Below are 13,814 nucleotides of genomic sequence, written 5' to 3' on the forward strand. Positions count from 1 at the left end.
AGCCGATCACGGCTGAATAGTTCTCAGGATCATCCACGGCGGCGCACCCTTAGCTGGAGTTCGCCAGGACATCTCAGGGCGCTCGAACGCCGCCGGATGTCCGCTTAGTGCCGAGAAGTTAAAGGCCGAATTCGACCCGGAACAGACGTTCGGCGTGCTCGAAATCCAACTGTAGCAACCCGAGTTTCGACCGGGTTACCGATGTTTAAGTTGCGCCACGGGGTCCGGATCGCAACGGTCTACCAAACACGGGGACGGTCTCTTTGAAAACGCTCATACTGTGGTTGTCACTTGCGTCGGCTATTCCGGGTGTGTCGCTGGCGCAAGCTGGGCCATCGCGCTCGTCCTTCGAGGCCGGAGTGTGCGCCGTCGAGGTTGCTGCCGATGAAAAGATCGATTGCGGCACGCTGAGTGTTCCGGAGAACAGGACCGTGGCCGACAGCCGGATGATCCGGCTCCCCGTTATCATTTTTCGCAGTCGCGCTGCCCAAGCATTGCCGGATCCGGTTATGTTTCTGACCGGCGGCCCCGGTAACAGCGCCCTGACCGGCCAGAGCTCGGGGCGGAGCAATCCGTTTCTCGATGCGCGCGATCAGATCTTGCTAGAGCCGCGCGGCGCGCGCCTATCCCAGCCGGCTCTTGAATGCCCGGAGATCAACGCTGCGAAAGGCGAGATCGGCGCAGGTAGAATGAGAGCGGAAGCAGCGCAGACCGGTCTGGCTGCGGCCGCCGTGACTTGTCGAACCCGCTTGATCGATTCAGGCGTAGATCTGAACGGCTATACCTCCGCCGAGGCCGCCGACGACATCGAGGATCTCCGCAAGGCTTTGGGCTACCCGCAGCTCAACCTCTATGCGCTGTCCTACGGGACGCGGTTGGCCCTGACCGTCGCCAGACGGCATCCCGCGTCGGTGCGCGCCATGGTTCTCGACTCCGCCCTGCCGCCGGAAGTCAGCTATGACGAGACTGCGAGCGCCAACACATGGCGCGCCTTGAACGCAGTGTTCGACGGATGTGCAGTGGATCCAATCTGCGCTGCGGCGTGGCCCGAGCCGAGGGCGGACTTTGAGGCTCTCGTGGCGCGCGCGGACAGCGCGCGCCTACCGTTTGAACTCACGGATCCCTCGATTGACGCCAGAGGTGCCGAGGTGGTGCAGGGTGTCGGCGGAGCGTTGCAAGATCCGCGTCGTATTGCCCTTATTCCTCGTGCGGTGGGCGAGGCCCAGGCGGGCCGCTATGAGGAACTGGGGCGCTGGATCTCACAGGCGCAAGGACCATCCCCTTTCACATGGGGGTTGAGGTTGTCGGTGTGGTGCGGCGAGGAACGGCCCTTCGAAGATGCGGACCGTGTTCGGGCGCAAACATCCCCTGACCTTGGCCTTGGCGGCATGGACGCCCGAGCGGCCTCCCCGGAGATATGCGCCGCCTGGAACGTCGCGACGGCGGCGAGTGCCGCAAATGAACCCGTCACGACTGATATCCCGACCCTGATTTTCGCCGGCGAGTTCGACCCGTCTACGCCGCCGCAATGGGGCCGACGCTTGCTCGCGAATATGCCCCGAGCGCATTTCGTTCTGATGCCCGGCCTCAGTCACGGCGCGAGCTTCAACCCCTGCGGCGGTCGGAAGGCATTCGACTTCATCACCGATCCGGCCACGCCTCCGGTGCTGACGTGTGTGGCGAAGCTTCAGGGGGCGGATTTTGCCGCCAGCGCGGCGACCGCCGATTAGGAGGTGGTTCATCACCAAAACTCAAGCCGTCCAATCCGACGGCCAAGCTCCGTTATAGTAGTAAAACTGCGAAATATATTCGTTATGTTTATCCGCGCTGGCGCGCCAAATACGCCGTCTGCCGCCGCTCCCCACCTAGCATCGCCTCCGCTACGCTGGCGTAGTAATCCGGGCGGCGGGGGGCGGAATAACCGTTCGAATCATCTCATGCGGTGGCGGCTTCACTTCCGAAGTCTCGCCGCTCCCCTACTCACGGCCGCTTCTTGAAAGCCGCCGCTGGCTCATGTCCTCGCGGCGGATCAGTTCGACTCGCGCAGCGCGCCAACTTGACCGGCTTCGTATCAGGCTCGCCTGCTGGGCGGACGGCTCAGATCGCCTGCCCGCCGGACACCTCGATCCGCTGCGCGTTCACCCAGCGATTGTCCTCCGAAAGCAGCGAGGCGATCATCGGGCCGATGTCGTCGGGCAGCCCTGCGCGGCCAAGCGCGGTCGCTTCGGCGATGTGACGCGCGATCTCCGGGTTGTCGCGCACCGCGCCGCCGCTGAAGTCGGTCTGGATCGCGCCCGGTGCGACGGTGTTGACCGCGATGCGGCGTGGGCCCAACTCCTTGGCCATGTAGCGGGTCATCACCTCGACCGCGCCCTTCATCGCCCCATAGGCGATGCGGCCGGGGGAGATGATGCGGGTGAGCCCCGACGAGATGTTCACGATGCGGCCGCCGTCGGCGATCAGCGGCAACAGCGTCTGGGTCAGGAAAAACACGCCCTTGACGTGGACGCGGTAGGCGGCGTCGAAATCCTCCTCGGTGACGCTGCCGAACGCGCCCATGTGCGAAGTGCCGGCCATGTTGACGAGGAAGTCGAACCGCTCGGCGCCCCAGTCGCCGAGCACGCGCCGGACCTCGCCGGCGAAGGCCGGGAAGGCAGCGGTGTCGCCGGTGTCGAGCTGGAGAGCCGCGGCACGCGCACCCGCCTGTTCGATCGCCGCGACGACCTCGTCCGCAGCGGCGCGGTTGCTGTTGTAGGTGAGGATCGACGAGATGCCGCGCCGGGCGAGCGCCTCGACCGTCGAGCGGCCGAGGCCGCGGCTGCCGCCGGTGACGAGCGCAATGGGGGACTGTTCAGGCATGACGAGCTCCGTTCGGTTGATCGCTTCCAAGTAAGGGAACGCCGATCTTTCGATAAGATCGCCATTGCAGACAGCATTGTTCTGGTGGACGAAATGATCGCATGGACAGGCTGACCACCCTCGACCTTTTCGTCCGCATCGTCGACCGCGGCAGCTTCAGCGCCGCCGCCGCCGATCTCGGCATCTCTCGCCCGGTGGCCACCGCCGCGATCAAGGCGCTCGAGCAGCGGCTCGGCACACGGCTTCTCCAGCGCACGACGCGCCACGTCCAGCCGACGGTCGAGGGCCAGGCCTATTACAGCCGCTGCGTGGCGATCCTCGCCGACCTGGAGGACGCGGACCGCAGCGCCGGCGGCACGGTCGCCGGGCTGCTGCGGATCGATGTCGTCGGCAACCTCGCGCGCACCGTCCTGCTGCCGGCGTTGCCCGAGTTCCTCGCCCGGCATCCCGCGCTCACCGTCCATCTCGGAGAGGGCGAGCGCTTCGTTGATCTCGTCAGGGAAGGCGTCGATTGCGCGGTGCGCGCGGGCGAGCTGGCGGACAGCGACATGGTGGTGCGCAGGCTTGGGGTCATGGAGGATGTCACCGTCGCGAGTCCCGCCTATCTGGCCGCGCACGGGACGCCGACGTCGCCGGACAGCCTCGACGGCCATGTCATGGTCGGCTTCGTCTCCTCGCGCACCGGCCAGCCGCTGCCGCTGGAATTTACGCGCGATGGCAAGGTGATCGAGGTCGTGCTCCCGGCGCGCGTGCTGGTCGGCGGCGCCGACACGAGTGCCGAGGCGGCGCGGCTGGGCCTGGGGCTCGTCCAGGCGCCGCGCTACCGCTTTGCCGACGATCTCGCCTCGAGCAGGCTGGTCGAGGTGTTGGCCGACTTTCCGCCGACGCCGACGCCGGTCTCGGTCCTCTACCCCAGCAGCCGCCAGCTCTCGCCGCGGGTCCGGGTGTTCATCGACTGGCTGGTCGAGACCGTCGGTCCGCAATTCGCACCTTCTTAGCCTCGGCTCAACGTATTGATCAGCGCATGGAGTGCAGATGCGATCTGCGGGCGGATGCTCACATTGGACCTGACCGAACGGCGCGTTTCGGGCAACGGCGAGAACAGACCAAGCATCTGGGATTGGGGAGGCCCTCACATCCCCAGGAAAATGCCGTTCGCCGCCTTGATGAACGCTTCGGGCTTGTCGAGGTTGACGACATGGCTTGCGTCGACCCTGAGGTATTTGCCGTCCTTCAGAAGCGACATGGCCCGTTCGGCCTCTTCCTTGCTCATCGCACCGTTCAACGTGCCGTCGGGCATCGTCGAATAGTTCGCCTGGATCAGCAGAACCGGACAGCTGATCTGTCTCAGCGCTTCGGCATGGTCGAAGCCCTTGTTCCAGCTGCCGTCGTAAAAGGCGGCGCCGAAGCGGGGATCATATTGGTCGAGCCCGCGCAGCAACATCCGCACCGTGTCGTTCTTGATCAGGCCAAGTTCGGGGGGCTTGCCTGGATTGCTCCTCCGATAGGCCTTGACCGCCTGCGTGAGGATGAACGGCGTGCCGGGGCCGACGTTCTTGCGGAAGAAAGGCGCATTGCCATGGATCCAGTATAGCAGGAAATCGTCGGGATGATCCTTGGTGGCCGCCGTGTAGCTCGTCTTGAAGGCGCGGTCGGCGACGGTCTGCTTTATCCGGGGATACTCCGCCGAGAAGAGGGGCGGATCCTCGAGCAGCATCGCCTTGATCAGCTTTGGCCGGTTGGCCGCCAGCCAGACCGCGAGCAGGCCGCCCGAGGAGTTGCCCGTCACATAGACCGGCTTGCCGATCTCCTTCGCGATGAAATCCCCCAGGTCGGCGCCGATCTGGTTCGCGGTCATCGGATAATCCACCGGCGTCCGCGTCTGGCCATGGCCCGGATAGTCGATGTCATAGACATGGTAGGACTTGGCGAGCTCCGACAGCACGCGGCTGTAGCTGAACCAGTCGAGCAGCTGAGCGTGCAGCAGCACGAGCGGCGGCCCGTTGTCCGGTCCCTCGACATAGCTCAGCGTCATCCGATTGACGCGGGCGGTCTTCTGCACATAGCCTGCTGCCTGCACCTTCGCGTGATACGGATCGACGTAAGACCCTATCCCGAAAAGCCCGGCGGTCGCTGCCGATACGGTGACGGCGGTTAGGCCGAGCGCCAAGGCGGATTGCACCGACCTCTTCCCCCATCTGGATCCGCTCCGCTTTGACTCTCGCGGTAGCTCGCTGGGGTCGGTCATCAACTTCGCCTCGGACAATCAGGTGCAATGCAGCCCGGTTTGCGCCGGCGGCTGTCGAGGCTAATATATTGAGCATCGACGGCATGCGCATGGACACGCCGCTCCGCGCGTCGGCATCGGCGTGCTGTAGGCAAATCCTCGCCACGCTGAATGGTTGCGGGGCCGGCGTCTGTCTCGTCCTGCAGGGCGACAAGGAGATGATTTGCCGTCTATGTTCCCCTGCTCACGCCGGGATGACCTTGCGTGCGCGCAGGTCGGCGAAGAAGGCGTCGAACATGTTTTCGCTGTCGATGCACGCGCCGAAGCCGGCCTTGCGCGCCTTGATCGTGCTGGCGACGTTGTCGAAGCCGCTGTTGAAGATGAAGTCGGCGAAGTTCCAGGAGACGAGGCTGTCGTAGGGGGTGTCCTGCAACCCGTATTTCGCGACGATCGCGCTCCACAGGCCGGCCTTGTCGGCCATGTAGGACGCCAGCGGCATCGGCACCGGATCGGCGGTCTCCATGTCGAACATGCGGGCGATGCGCGGCCACATATGCTGCCAGCGGAACTGGTCGCCGTTGGTGATGTTGAAGATGTCGTTCCGGGCCGCCGGCGTCACCCCGGCCCAGACGGTGGCTTGCGCGAGGATGTCGGCGGAGCTCACCTGGTAGAGCGCGCGATAGGCCTCGGGCGAGCCCGGAAAGCGCAGCGGAAGGCCGAGCTCCTTCGAGATCGTGGCATAGACCGCTATGGCGACACCCAGGTTCATCGGGTTGCCGGTGGCATAGCCGATCACCCCCTCGGGACGGAGCGCCGTCCAGCGCCATGGCTTGCCCGCCTGTGCCCGGCGCAGGAAGTCCTCCTGATCGTAGTAGAAGTTCGGCGACATCAGCCGCGGATCGTCCTCGCGCGCCGGCGTCTTGAACGGCCCCAGGTCCGAGCCATAGGCCTTGCCCCCCTGGTAGAAGGTGACGTGTCGCAGCGCTGGCGACGCCTTCTCGACGACCTCGACCAGATTTTTCAGGATCGCCACGTTGACCTGGGAGCGCTCGGCGGCGCAGGGCTTCTCGATATAGGCGGCGAACACAATGTGGGTGACGTCGGCGAGTCCGGAGAGCTTGCGCTCCACATCGTCGCGATCGAGCAGGTCGAGGGTGATCCCTTCGACGCCCTGGGGCAGCTCCGCCTCGCGGCGCGAAAGGCCATACACCTTGGTGTCCGGCACCTTGCTCCACGCTATCGCCGCGGCCTTGCCCGACAAGCCATGAACCCCGGCCACCAGGACGATATTGTTGCCTCTCATGCGTAAACTCCGGTGAACTGTCCTCACCAGTGTAGAGTTGTTTGCAAGGGGGATAATCCCGTTTGTGCGGGACGCATCCTTGCGATATGCGCAACTATATGGCCGACCCACTCCTGGATTTCGCGACCTTTCTGCGGATCGCCGAGACCGGCAGCCTGACCCGCGCCGCGAGCGAACTCCACCAGTCTCTCACGGCGGTGTCGCGGCGTCTTGCGCGCCTCGAGGAGCGGCTGGGCGTCCGGCTGGTGAACCGCACCACGCGGCGGCTGTCGCTGACCGACGAAGGGGCCATCTTCCACGAACGCGCGTCCCGCATCCTCGACGACATTTTGGATGCCGAATCGGAGGTGTCGCAGGCGCAGGACGCCGCGGTCGGTTCCATTCGGCTAACGACCAGCTTCGGCTTCGGGCGGCGGCATCTTGCGCGCCTGGTCCATGCCTTCGAGCGCGAGCATCCGAGGGTGCGTATCCATCTCGATGTCAGCGACCGGGTCGTCGATCTCGTGGACGCCGGGTTCGACCTGGCGGTCCGGCTCGGCGGACTGGCGGATTCAAGCCTTATCGCCAGGTCGCTCGTGGCGAACGACTATGTCCTGTGCGCGGCGCCCTCCTATCTGGAGCGCCGGGGCCGGCTCGCCTCGGTGAGCGATCTGACGTCGCACGACGTGATCGTGTACGGGACGCCGGCGCGCAACGTCTGGACGTTTGCGGGCGGAGAAAAGGTCGAGGTCGGCGGCGACCTGTCGACCAATGACGGCGACCTTGCCCACGCCTGGGCGCTGGAGGGCGCAGGGATCGTCCACAAAACGATCTGGGAAGTAGCCGACGACATTCGCCAAGGGAAACTGGAGATCGTCCTTCCGGACCGGCGGCTTCCCGGCGCGCCCATCCACGCCGTCCTGCCGCATAGCCGGCTGACCCCTGCGCGGGTGCGGCTGTTGCTCGACTTCCTGTCGAAGCGGCTGCGCGAGACGTGGCAACGGGAGATCGCGCCGATCCTTCCCGCCCATGCGCGGCCGCCGACGAACGGCGGCCGCAGATCGGGATAGGCTCCAGTCGCTATCCTTCGCTCGCCCCTCATTCGATGAAGCGGGCCCGGCCGGCGAGCGTCGCAAAAACGGTCACGAGCAGGCTCGCCGCGACCATCAGCAGCATCGGCGCCGTCCAGGCATGGGTCAGGTCGTGCAGTACGCCGATCAGAAGCGGGCCAGCGGCCGCGCCGACATAGCCGATGAACTGCGCCATGCCGGACAGGGCGGCCGCCTGATGATGATCATGCGTCCGCAGTGCGAACAGCGACAGGCTGGTGACCATCGCGATCCCGGCGCCGAGGCCGGCGCTGATCAGCCACAGCCAGGAGAGGTGCGGCAGCAGCAGAAGTCCACCCGAACCGATCACCAGCAGCACGCCGCACAGCAGGCCGAGCATGGTCTGGTCGCGCAGACGACGGATTAGGGGCCCGCCGGCGAGGTTGGTGGCGACGGCGACGACCTGGTAGATGAGGAGATAGAAGCCGGCCGCCGCGAGCGTGATCCCGGACGATGCGGCGTACGAGGCGAACCAGTCGACGATGCCGTAGAAGACGAGCGAGTGGCAGGCGAAGAATAGCGACACCTGCCAGCCGATCGCGTGCCGCCAGGGGGACAGGCGCGGCCCGACGTCGGAGACCGCGGGGAGATGATGCTGCCGCCCGCGCCATTGCGGCAGCCAGACGATCAGCGCGCCGAACGCGAGCAGCGCCCAGACGCCAAGCGACCAGCGCCAGTCCAGGCCAGGAACGGCCGCGATCGGCACCGCCAGCCCGGCGGCGAGGCCGGCCGTGGCCGCCATCGCGGCGGCATAGCAGCCGATCAATCCTGAGGCGCTCGTCGGAAAGTCGCGCTTGACCAGCCCCGGCAGGAGGACGTTGCCGAAGGCGATGCCGACGCTGAGCAGGACGGCGCCGATCCAGATCGCGCCGGGCAGCGCCAGCGATCGCACCAGGGTGCCGGCCGCGATCGCGGCCAGCGCGGCGCCCAGGACGCGTTCCAGCCCATGACGACGGCCGACCTGCGGTGCGACCAGCGACAGAACGGCGAAGATCAGTAACGGCAGGGCGTTCAGCCAGCCCGCGCCGATGCCATTCAGCCCGAGCTGGGTCTGGATGTCGGGAAGGACCGGCCCGACGCTGGTGATCGGGGCGCGCAGATTGGCGCCGATCAGGATGATGCCGATGAAAAGACCCGCGCGACGCAGATCGCCGGCGGCGGGATTCGGTTTGGTGGGAGGCATTGGTCAACCTTGCACAGCGCCCGTCCCGTTCCTGGGAGCAGGCGAGGGGTGCGTTGGTTGACGTTAACGCTTACGCGAGGCGCGTTGCGCGCCTCGTCTAGAGCGGGAGGTAGGAGCGCGGCACGCCCAAGTCAACGCCGCAGCGCGCCTTAGAGCCAGCCCTCAAAACCCTTCAAGGACGATCTTGCCGATGGCGGTTCCGCTCTCGATCCGCTGGTGCACCTTCGCCAGGTTGGCGGCGGAGATCGGCGACACCGTCTCCGTCAGGGTGGTCCGCAGCACGCCAGAATCGATCAGGTGCGAGACCTCCTCGAGCAGCTTGTGCTGCTCGATCATGTCAGGTGTCCCGTACATCGAGCGCGCGAACATCACCTCCCAGGAGATCGTCGCCGCCTTCCACTTGAGCGGCACGATGTCGAAGGTGTCGGGATCGTCGATCAGCGCGATATGCCCCTGTGGCGCGACGATCCTGGGGAAGACGTCCGCATAGCCCTCGCTGCCGCCCAGGCCGGCGATGAACTCGACCTGGGGAATGCCGATGCGCTCAAGTTCGGCATCCAGCGGCTGGCGGTGATCGATAACATGGTGCGCGCCCATCTTGCCCACCCAGTCGATGGTTTCCGGGCGGGAGGCGGTCGCGATCACGGTCAGCCCGGTCAGGCGCCGGGCCAGTTGGATCAGGATCGAGCCGACTCCGCCCGCGCCGTTGACGACGAGCAGCGTGCCGGTCTGCGTGGTCCGGCCGTAGGGGACGCGCAGTCGGTCGAACAGCAGTTCCCAAGCGGTGATCGCCGTCAGCGGTAGCGCCGCCGCCTCGGCCCAGCTTAGCGTCTTCGGCTTGTGCCCGACGATGCGCTCGTCGACGACGTGATATTCGGCATTGGCCCCCGGTCGGTTGATGTCGCCGGCATAGAAGACCTCGTCACCTGGGGCGAACAGGGTCACTTCGTCGCCTACCGCCTCGACCACGCCCGCGGCGTCCCAGCCAAGGATCTTCGGTTCGGACGTGGCGGGCGACGCCTTGGCGCGGACCTTGGTGTCGACCGGGTTCACCGAGACGGCGTGGATGCGGACCAGCAGGTCGCGCGGGCCCGGCACCGGCTTCGCCGCCTCGATGTCGATCAGGGCGTCGGCGCGGTCGATCGCGCCGGGAACATGGTAACCGATAGCCTTCATTGCGGGTCTCCGGAGATGCAGTTGGAGAAGCGAAGATCGGTGCGGACCCCGCCCACCGCAACCACAACCCCCACGCGCCTCCTCTGCGAAAACGCAGACCGGGTTCCCGCTTATGGCATATCGCTAAGTTATTTTGCAGGCGCTAGCTTGGCGATCACAGCCACGAGGTACTTCAATGCTTCCCGCCCTTTTTGTCTCGCACGGCGCGCCGACCTTCCCGCTGACCGACGCGCCGGCGCGTGCGTTCCTCGAGCAGCTTTCGAACGGACTTGCGGAGCGGCCGCGCGCCATCCTCATGATCTCCGCGCATTGGGAAACGGCTCACCCTTCGGTGACCACGAGCGCGGTCAACGCGACCATTCACGATTTCGATGGTTTCCCGAAGGCGTTGTACGAGATCCGCTATCCTGCCCCTGGCTCGGCCTGGCTGGCGGATCGGGTCGCCTCCCTGATCGAGGCCGGCGGCGGCATGGTGATGCGCGACCCCGCGCGAGGACTGGATCATGGCGCCTGGGTGCCGCTCAGTCTTATCTATCCGAATGCCGACGTGCCCGTGGTCCAGCTCTCGGTGCAGCCGGGCCAGGGGCCCGACTATCATCACAGGTTGGGCCAGATGCTCGCACCGCTGCGCGAAGAGAACGTGCTGATCGTCGGCTCAGGCAGCTTCACCCACGACCTGTCGAGCTTCCGTCAATATTATAGCGCGCTGCATGCCCCCGCGCCCGATTGGGTCGATGCCTTCGCCGACTGGATGTGCGTCGCGATCGAGGAGGGACGCATCGACGACCTGCTGGCCTATCGCCAGCGGGCGCCGCACGCCGTGCGCAACCATCCGACCGAGGAGCATCTCCTGCCGTTGTTCGTCGCGCTCGGCGCTGGCGCGGGGGGCGAGTCCGAGCATCTTCACCAGAGCACGACGCACGGCATCCTTCGGATGGACGCCTTCGCGTTCGGAGGCGAGGCATGAGCCGGCCGCTGCTCGTGGCGCTGCACGGCGTCGGCTCTTCCGCGCGCGACATGGCCGCGGCGCTCGCGCCGCTGGAGCGCATCACGGATGTCGTCGCGCTCGATGGCTGCGAACCGTTTGAGGGTGGCGGACGCGGACGGCAATGGTTCTCCGTCTCCGGGATCACCGAGACCGACCGGCCCATGCGGGTGGCCGCAGCCATGTCGCGTCTGCTCGACCGACTGAACCGGATCGCGCAGGATCACGGCGTGGCCCTCGAGGCGTTGGTGCCTATCGGGTTCAGCCAGGGCACCATCATGACGCTGGCGATGGTGGCGCAGGGCCACCACATCGGCCGCGCCGTGGCGATCGCCGGACGGCTCGCCGCGCCGGTCGTTCCGGCGGCGGGGCAGCCGTCCTCGCTCATCCTCATCCACGATTCCGCAGACCGGGTGATGCCGCCACGCCTGTCCGAAGAGGCAGCAGCAAGCCTCACCACCGCTGGCCATCACGTCCACCTGACCCGTACCGACGGCATCGGTCACGGCATCGGACCCGCCACCATTGCCGCCATCGCGGACTGGCTCGCCGCGACCGCCGCTTCCCCAGCCACCACATCGATCGAAGGATAAATGTCATGACCACTAACGCAGCAACATCCACCGCCGACGCCTGGGCGCCACGCCTGCTCTCGGTGTTCCGCATCATCATGGCCCTGCTGTTCCTTGCGCACGGGCTTGTGAAGCTGTTCGGCTTCCCGGCAGGCGCGCAGCCGGGACAGGTTCCGCTTATGAGTCTGTTGGGGCTCGCCGCCGTGCTCGAGCTGGTCGGAGGAGCCGCCGTCCTGCTGGGTCTCTTCACCCGTCCCGTCGCCTTCATCCTCTCGGGCCAGATGGCGGTCGCCTATTTCATGGTCCACGCGCCGCAGGGCTTCCACCCGGTGCTCAACGGGGGCGAACTGGCGATCCTCTACTGCTTCGGCTTCCTGTATCTAGCCGCCGCCGGCGCCGGCCCGTGGAGCCTCGACGCCAGGCGCCCCCGCTGATGCTCGACTGGGATGACCTCAAGACCTTCCTCGCGATCGCGCGCCACGGCACCCTCTCGGCTGCGGCGCGCGCGCTGAAGGTCAGCCAGACGACGATGGGCCGCCGGCTCGATCATCTCCATGATCGGGCCGGCGCCACCCTGCTCGAGCGCACGCCGTCCGGCTTCCGTCTGACCGCGACCGGCAGCGCGATCCTCGGGCAGGTCGAGCGGATGGAGGAGGCGGCCTTGTCGCTCGAACGCACCATCGCCGGCGACGATTGCCGGCTGGAGGGCCTGGTGCGGGTGACGACGGTGGATGCGCTCGCCGCGCACGTCCTGACGCCCGGCCTCTGCTCGTTGCAGGCCGCCCATCCGGGGATCGTCATCGAGTTCATCACCGACAGCCGGGCGTTGAGCCTCGCGCGGCGCGAGGCGGACATCGCAGTGCGGCTGGGCCGCTTCGACGCGCACGAGACGGTAGTGCGCAAGATCGGCGAGATGGCGTTCGGAGTCTATGCCGCGCCGGACTATCTGAAGCGCCAGGGCGCGCCAGACTGGTCGGCGGGCGCGCCCGGCCAACGCGTCGTGCGCGTGCAGGACGATCTGCTCGATACGCCCGATGGGCGCTGGTTCGTCGAGCGCACTACAAAGGCGGATCCCGCGCTGCTCGCGAACAGCCGCGAGGTCCAGTTGCACGGCGTAGCGGCCGGGCTCGGCCTCGGGCATCTGCCCTGCTACCTTGCCGCCACCGAGCCGGATCTCGTCCGGCTCGACACCGGGTCGGCGATCGTCCGCGAAATCTGGATGGGCGTCCACCGAGACACCCGCCATGCCCCCCGTATCGTCGCCGTGCAGGACGCGCTCGTCTCCGCAGTCGCCCACAACCGGGCACTGCTGTTGCCCGAACAAGGCGTCAAGGCGCCGCTCACCGAATTTCCAAGGAACAAGACATGACCCAGCTTCCCAAGATCGGCCTCCTGATCGGCAGCCTCGCCGCAAACGGGCTCAGCCGGAAGGTCGCCGAAGGAATCCGCACCATCGGCGCCGACCGGCTGGCGTTCGAGATCGTCGAGATCGGCGACCTGCCGCTTTACAATCCCGAGCGCGACACCGGCGACGTGCCCGAATGGCACGCGTTCCGGGCAGCGGTGGCGCCGCTCGACGGTATCCTGTTCGTGACGCCCGAGTATAACCGCTCGGTTCCGGCCGCGCTCAAGAACGCGATCGACGTCGGCTCACGCCCTTATGGGCAGAGCGCGTGGTCGGGCAAGCCCGCCGCCATCGTCTCGCAGTCGCCAGGCGCGATCGGCGGCTTCGGCGCCAACCACCACCTGCGCCAGAGCCTCGTCTTCCTCGACATGCCGGCGATGCAGCAGCCCGAGGCCTATATCGGCAACTCGGCCGCGCTGTTCGGCGAGGACGGCGCGCTCGCCGAGGGTTCGGGCAAGGCGTTCCTCGATTCGTTCGTAACGGCCTTCGCATCCTGGGTCGCACAGCACGCGCCGCCGCGGCCGTGACCGGTCCGGCGCCTTCGATCCAGCAGACGCTCTGTCCCCGCACCTGACTTCCGACGGCATTTTGCCGCTTCACCAAAGGACCTGACATGCAAGACGAAATCTATTCGATCTATCACCTGTCGATCGACCCGGCTGACTTCGACGCCTTCAAGACACTGGTTGAGACCATCGTGGAGACGTCCGCCAGGGAGGACGATACGACCATCTACGAATATGTCGTCAATGCCGACCACACGGTCGTTCACATCGTCGAGCGCTATCGCACGCGAGGCGTGCTGCCGCACGTCGAGCAGACCTTCGCTCCGTTCGCCGAGCGCTTCCTGGCGCTGGCCAGGATCGACAAGCTGTATGTCTACGGCGAGCCGACAGCGGAGATCCGCGCCAAGCTCGATGGCTTCGGCGCCGAATACCTCACGCCTTTCGCCGGCTTCTCGCGCTAGCGCTCTGCGATCCGCGCCTGGATCCAGCGTGACTCGCGGCGAGGGCCGT

14 protein-coding genes are annotated in these 13,814 nt (G+C 66.5%); 9 read left to right on the plus strand and 5 right to left on the minus strand.

The window, feature by feature from the left end:
* Positions 1-263: 263 nt before the first annotated feature.
* On the plus strand, positions 264-1,730 hold the full coding sequence (locus tag ACIQ1T_RS04645) for an alpha/beta fold hydrolase (protein ID WP_395943361.1): 1,467 nt from the start codon (positions 264-266) through the stop codon (positions 1,728-1,730).
* A 367-nt stretch (positions 1,731-2,097) separates the two neighbouring features.
* Here ACIQ1T_RS04645 and ACIQ1T_RS04650 read toward each other — a convergent pair whose 3' ends face one another.
* Positions 2,098-2,859 carry an SDR family oxidoreductase gene (locus ACIQ1T_RS04650; protein ID WP_395943362.1) on the minus strand — a complete coding sequence of 254 codons (762 nt, stop codon included), beginning with the start codon at positions 2,857-2,859 and terminating at the stop codon, positions 2,098-2,100.
* Positions 2,860-2,960: 101 nt separating this feature from the next.
* Between ACIQ1T_RS04650 and ACIQ1T_RS04655 the strand changes: the two genes are divergently transcribed.
* A complete protein-coding gene (locus ACIQ1T_RS04655; protein ID WP_395943363.1) occupies positions 2,961-3,857 on the plus strand; it encodes a LysR family transcriptional regulator in 897 nt (298 codons plus the stop codon).
* A 134-nt stretch (positions 3,858-3,991) separates the two neighbouring features.
* On the opposite strand, the gene ACIQ1T_RS04660 is transcribed toward ACIQ1T_RS04655, so the two are convergent.
* Both ACIQ1T_RS04660 and ACIQ1T_RS04665 read right to left on the minus strand, forming a co-directional pair.
* Positions 3,992-5,041 (minus strand): alpha/beta fold hydrolase, encoded by a 1,050-nt coding sequence (locus tag ACIQ1T_RS04660; protein WP_395943364.1) that lies wholly within the window; start codon positions 5,039-5,041, stop codon positions 3,992-3,994.
* A 289-nt stretch (positions 5,042-5,330) separates the two neighbouring features.
* Positions 5,331-6,389 (minus strand): SDR family oxidoreductase, encoded by a 1,059-nt coding sequence (locus ACIQ1T_RS04665; RefSeq protein ID WP_395943365.1) that lies wholly within the window; start codon positions 6,387-6,389, stop codon positions 5,331-5,333.
* A gap of 98 nt (positions 6,390-6,487) precedes the next feature.
* Here ACIQ1T_RS04665 and ACIQ1T_RS04670 point away from each other — a divergent pair, with 98 nt between their 5' ends.
* Positions 6,488-7,438, plus strand: coding sequence for a LysR family transcriptional regulator (locus ACIQ1T_RS04670; protein ID WP_395943366.1), 951 nt, complete (start codon positions 6,488-6,490; stop codon positions 7,436-7,438).
* Between the two features lie 28 nt (positions 7,439-7,466).
* Here ACIQ1T_RS04670 and ACIQ1T_RS04675 read toward each other — a convergent pair whose 3' ends face one another.
* Positions 7,467-8,660, minus strand: coding sequence for an MFS transporter (locus ACIQ1T_RS04675; protein WP_395943367.1), 1,194 nt, complete (start codon positions 8,658-8,660; stop codon positions 7,467-7,469).
* A gap of 162 nt (positions 8,661-8,822) precedes the next feature.
* Positions 8,823-9,836 carry a zinc-binding alcohol dehydrogenase family protein gene (locus ACIQ1T_RS04680; protein ID WP_395943368.1) on the minus strand — a complete coding sequence of 338 codons (1,014 nt, stop codon included), beginning with the start codon at positions 9,834-9,836 and terminating at the stop codon, positions 8,823-8,825.
* 175 nt (positions 9,837-10,011) lie between these two features.
* On the opposite strand from ACIQ1T_RS04680, the gene ACIQ1T_RS04685 reads away from it, so the two are divergent.
* The 6 genes from ACIQ1T_RS04685 (at position 10,012) to ACIQ1T_RS04710 (ending at position 13,765) form a co-directional block, all read left to right on the plus strand.
* Positions 10,012-10,803 (plus strand): DODA-type extradiol aromatic ring-opening family dioxygenase, encoded by a 792-nt coding sequence (locus ACIQ1T_RS04685; protein WP_395943369.1) that lies wholly within the window; start codon positions 10,012-10,014, stop codon positions 10,801-10,803.
* Entirely contained in the window at positions 10,800-11,414 is a 615-nt protein-coding gene (locus ACIQ1T_RS04690; RefSeq protein ID WP_395943370.1) for a hypothetical protein, read from the plus strand. Before ACIQ1T_RS04685 ends, ACIQ1T_RS04690 begins: the two co-directional genes overlap by 4 nt.
* Positions 11,415-11,419: 5 nt before the next feature.
* Positions 11,420-11,827: a DoxX family protein gene (locus ACIQ1T_RS04695; RefSeq protein ID WP_395943371.1), complete on the plus strand. Its 408-nt coding sequence runs from the start codon at positions 11,420-11,422 to the stop codon at positions 11,825-11,827.
* The gene (locus ACIQ1T_RS04700; RefSeq protein ID WP_395943372.1) at positions 11,827-12,762 is read left to right on the plus strand and encodes a LysR family transcriptional regulator; all 936 of its coding nucleotides are present in this window, start codon (positions 11,827-11,829) and stop codon (positions 12,760-12,762) included. The genes ACIQ1T_RS04695 and ACIQ1T_RS04700 overlap by 1 nt, the downstream gene beginning before the upstream one ends.
* Positions 12,759-13,325: an NADPH-dependent FMN reductase gene (locus ACIQ1T_RS04705; RefSeq protein ID WP_395943373.1), complete on the plus strand. Its 567-nt coding sequence runs from the start codon at positions 12,759-12,761 to the stop codon at positions 13,323-13,325. Before ACIQ1T_RS04700 ends, ACIQ1T_RS04705 begins: the two co-directional genes overlap by 4 nt.
* An 86-nt stretch (positions 13,326-13,411) precedes the next feature.
* Positions 13,412-13,765 (plus strand): hypothetical protein, encoded by a 354-nt coding sequence (locus tag ACIQ1T_RS04710; protein WP_395943374.1) that lies wholly within the window; start codon positions 13,412-13,414, stop codon positions 13,763-13,765.
* The last annotated feature ends 49 nt before the right edge of the window (positions 13,766-13,814 follow it).

Origin of the sequence: Brevundimonas sp. (assembly GCF_044336875.1) — a bacterium.
In the GTDB taxonomy this organism is placed as follows: domain Bacteria; phylum Pseudomonadota; class Alphaproteobacteria; order Caulobacterales; family Caulobacteraceae; genus Brevundimonas.

Coding starts and splice junctions, on each gene's coding strand:
- ACIQ1T_RS04655 (WP_395943363.1), top strand. CDS start 2,961: ATGGACAGGCTGACCACCCTCGACCTTTTCGTCCGCATCGTCGACCGC.
- ACIQ1T_RS04685 (WP_395943369.1), top strand. CDS start 10,012: ATGCTTCCCGCCCTTTTTGTCTCGCACGGCGCGCCGACCTTCCCGCTG.
- ACIQ1T_RS04680 (WP_395943368.1), bottom strand. CDS start 9,836: ATGAAGGCTATCGGTTACCATGTTCCCGGCGCGATCGACCGCGCCGAC.
- ACIQ1T_RS04705 (WP_395943373.1), top strand. CDS start 12,759: ATGACCCAGCTTCCCAAGATCGGCCTCCTGATCGGCAGCCTCGCCGCA.
- ACIQ1T_RS04650 (WP_395943362.1), bottom strand. CDS start 2,859: ATGCCTGAACAGTCCCCCATTGCGCTCGTCACCGGCGGCAGCCGCGGC.
- ACIQ1T_RS04710 (WP_395943374.1), top strand. CDS start 13,412: ATGCAAGACGAAATCTATTCGATCTATCACCTGTCGATCGACCCGGCT.
- ACIQ1T_RS04670 (WP_395943366.1), top strand. CDS start 6,488: ATGGCCGACCCACTCCTGGATTTCGCGACCTTTCTGCGGATCGCCGAG.
- ACIQ1T_RS04690 (WP_395943370.1), top strand. CDS start 10,800: ATGAGCCGGCCGCTGCTCGTGGCGCTGCACGGCGTCGGCTCTTCCGCG.
- ACIQ1T_RS04700 (WP_395943372.1), top strand. CDS start 11,827: ATGCTCGACTGGGATGACCTCAAGACCTTCCTCGCGATCGCGCGCCAC.
- ACIQ1T_RS04675 (WP_395943367.1), bottom strand. CDS start 8,660: ATGCCTCCCACCAAACCGAATCCCGCCGCCGGCGATCTGCGTCGCGCG.
- ACIQ1T_RS04695 (WP_395943371.1), top strand. CDS start 11,420: ATGACCACTAACGCAGCAACATCCACCGCCGACGCCTGGGCGCCACGC.
- ACIQ1T_RS04665 (WP_395943365.1), bottom strand. CDS start 6,389: ATGAGAGGCAACAATATCGTCCTGGTGGCCGGGGTTCATGGCTTGTCG.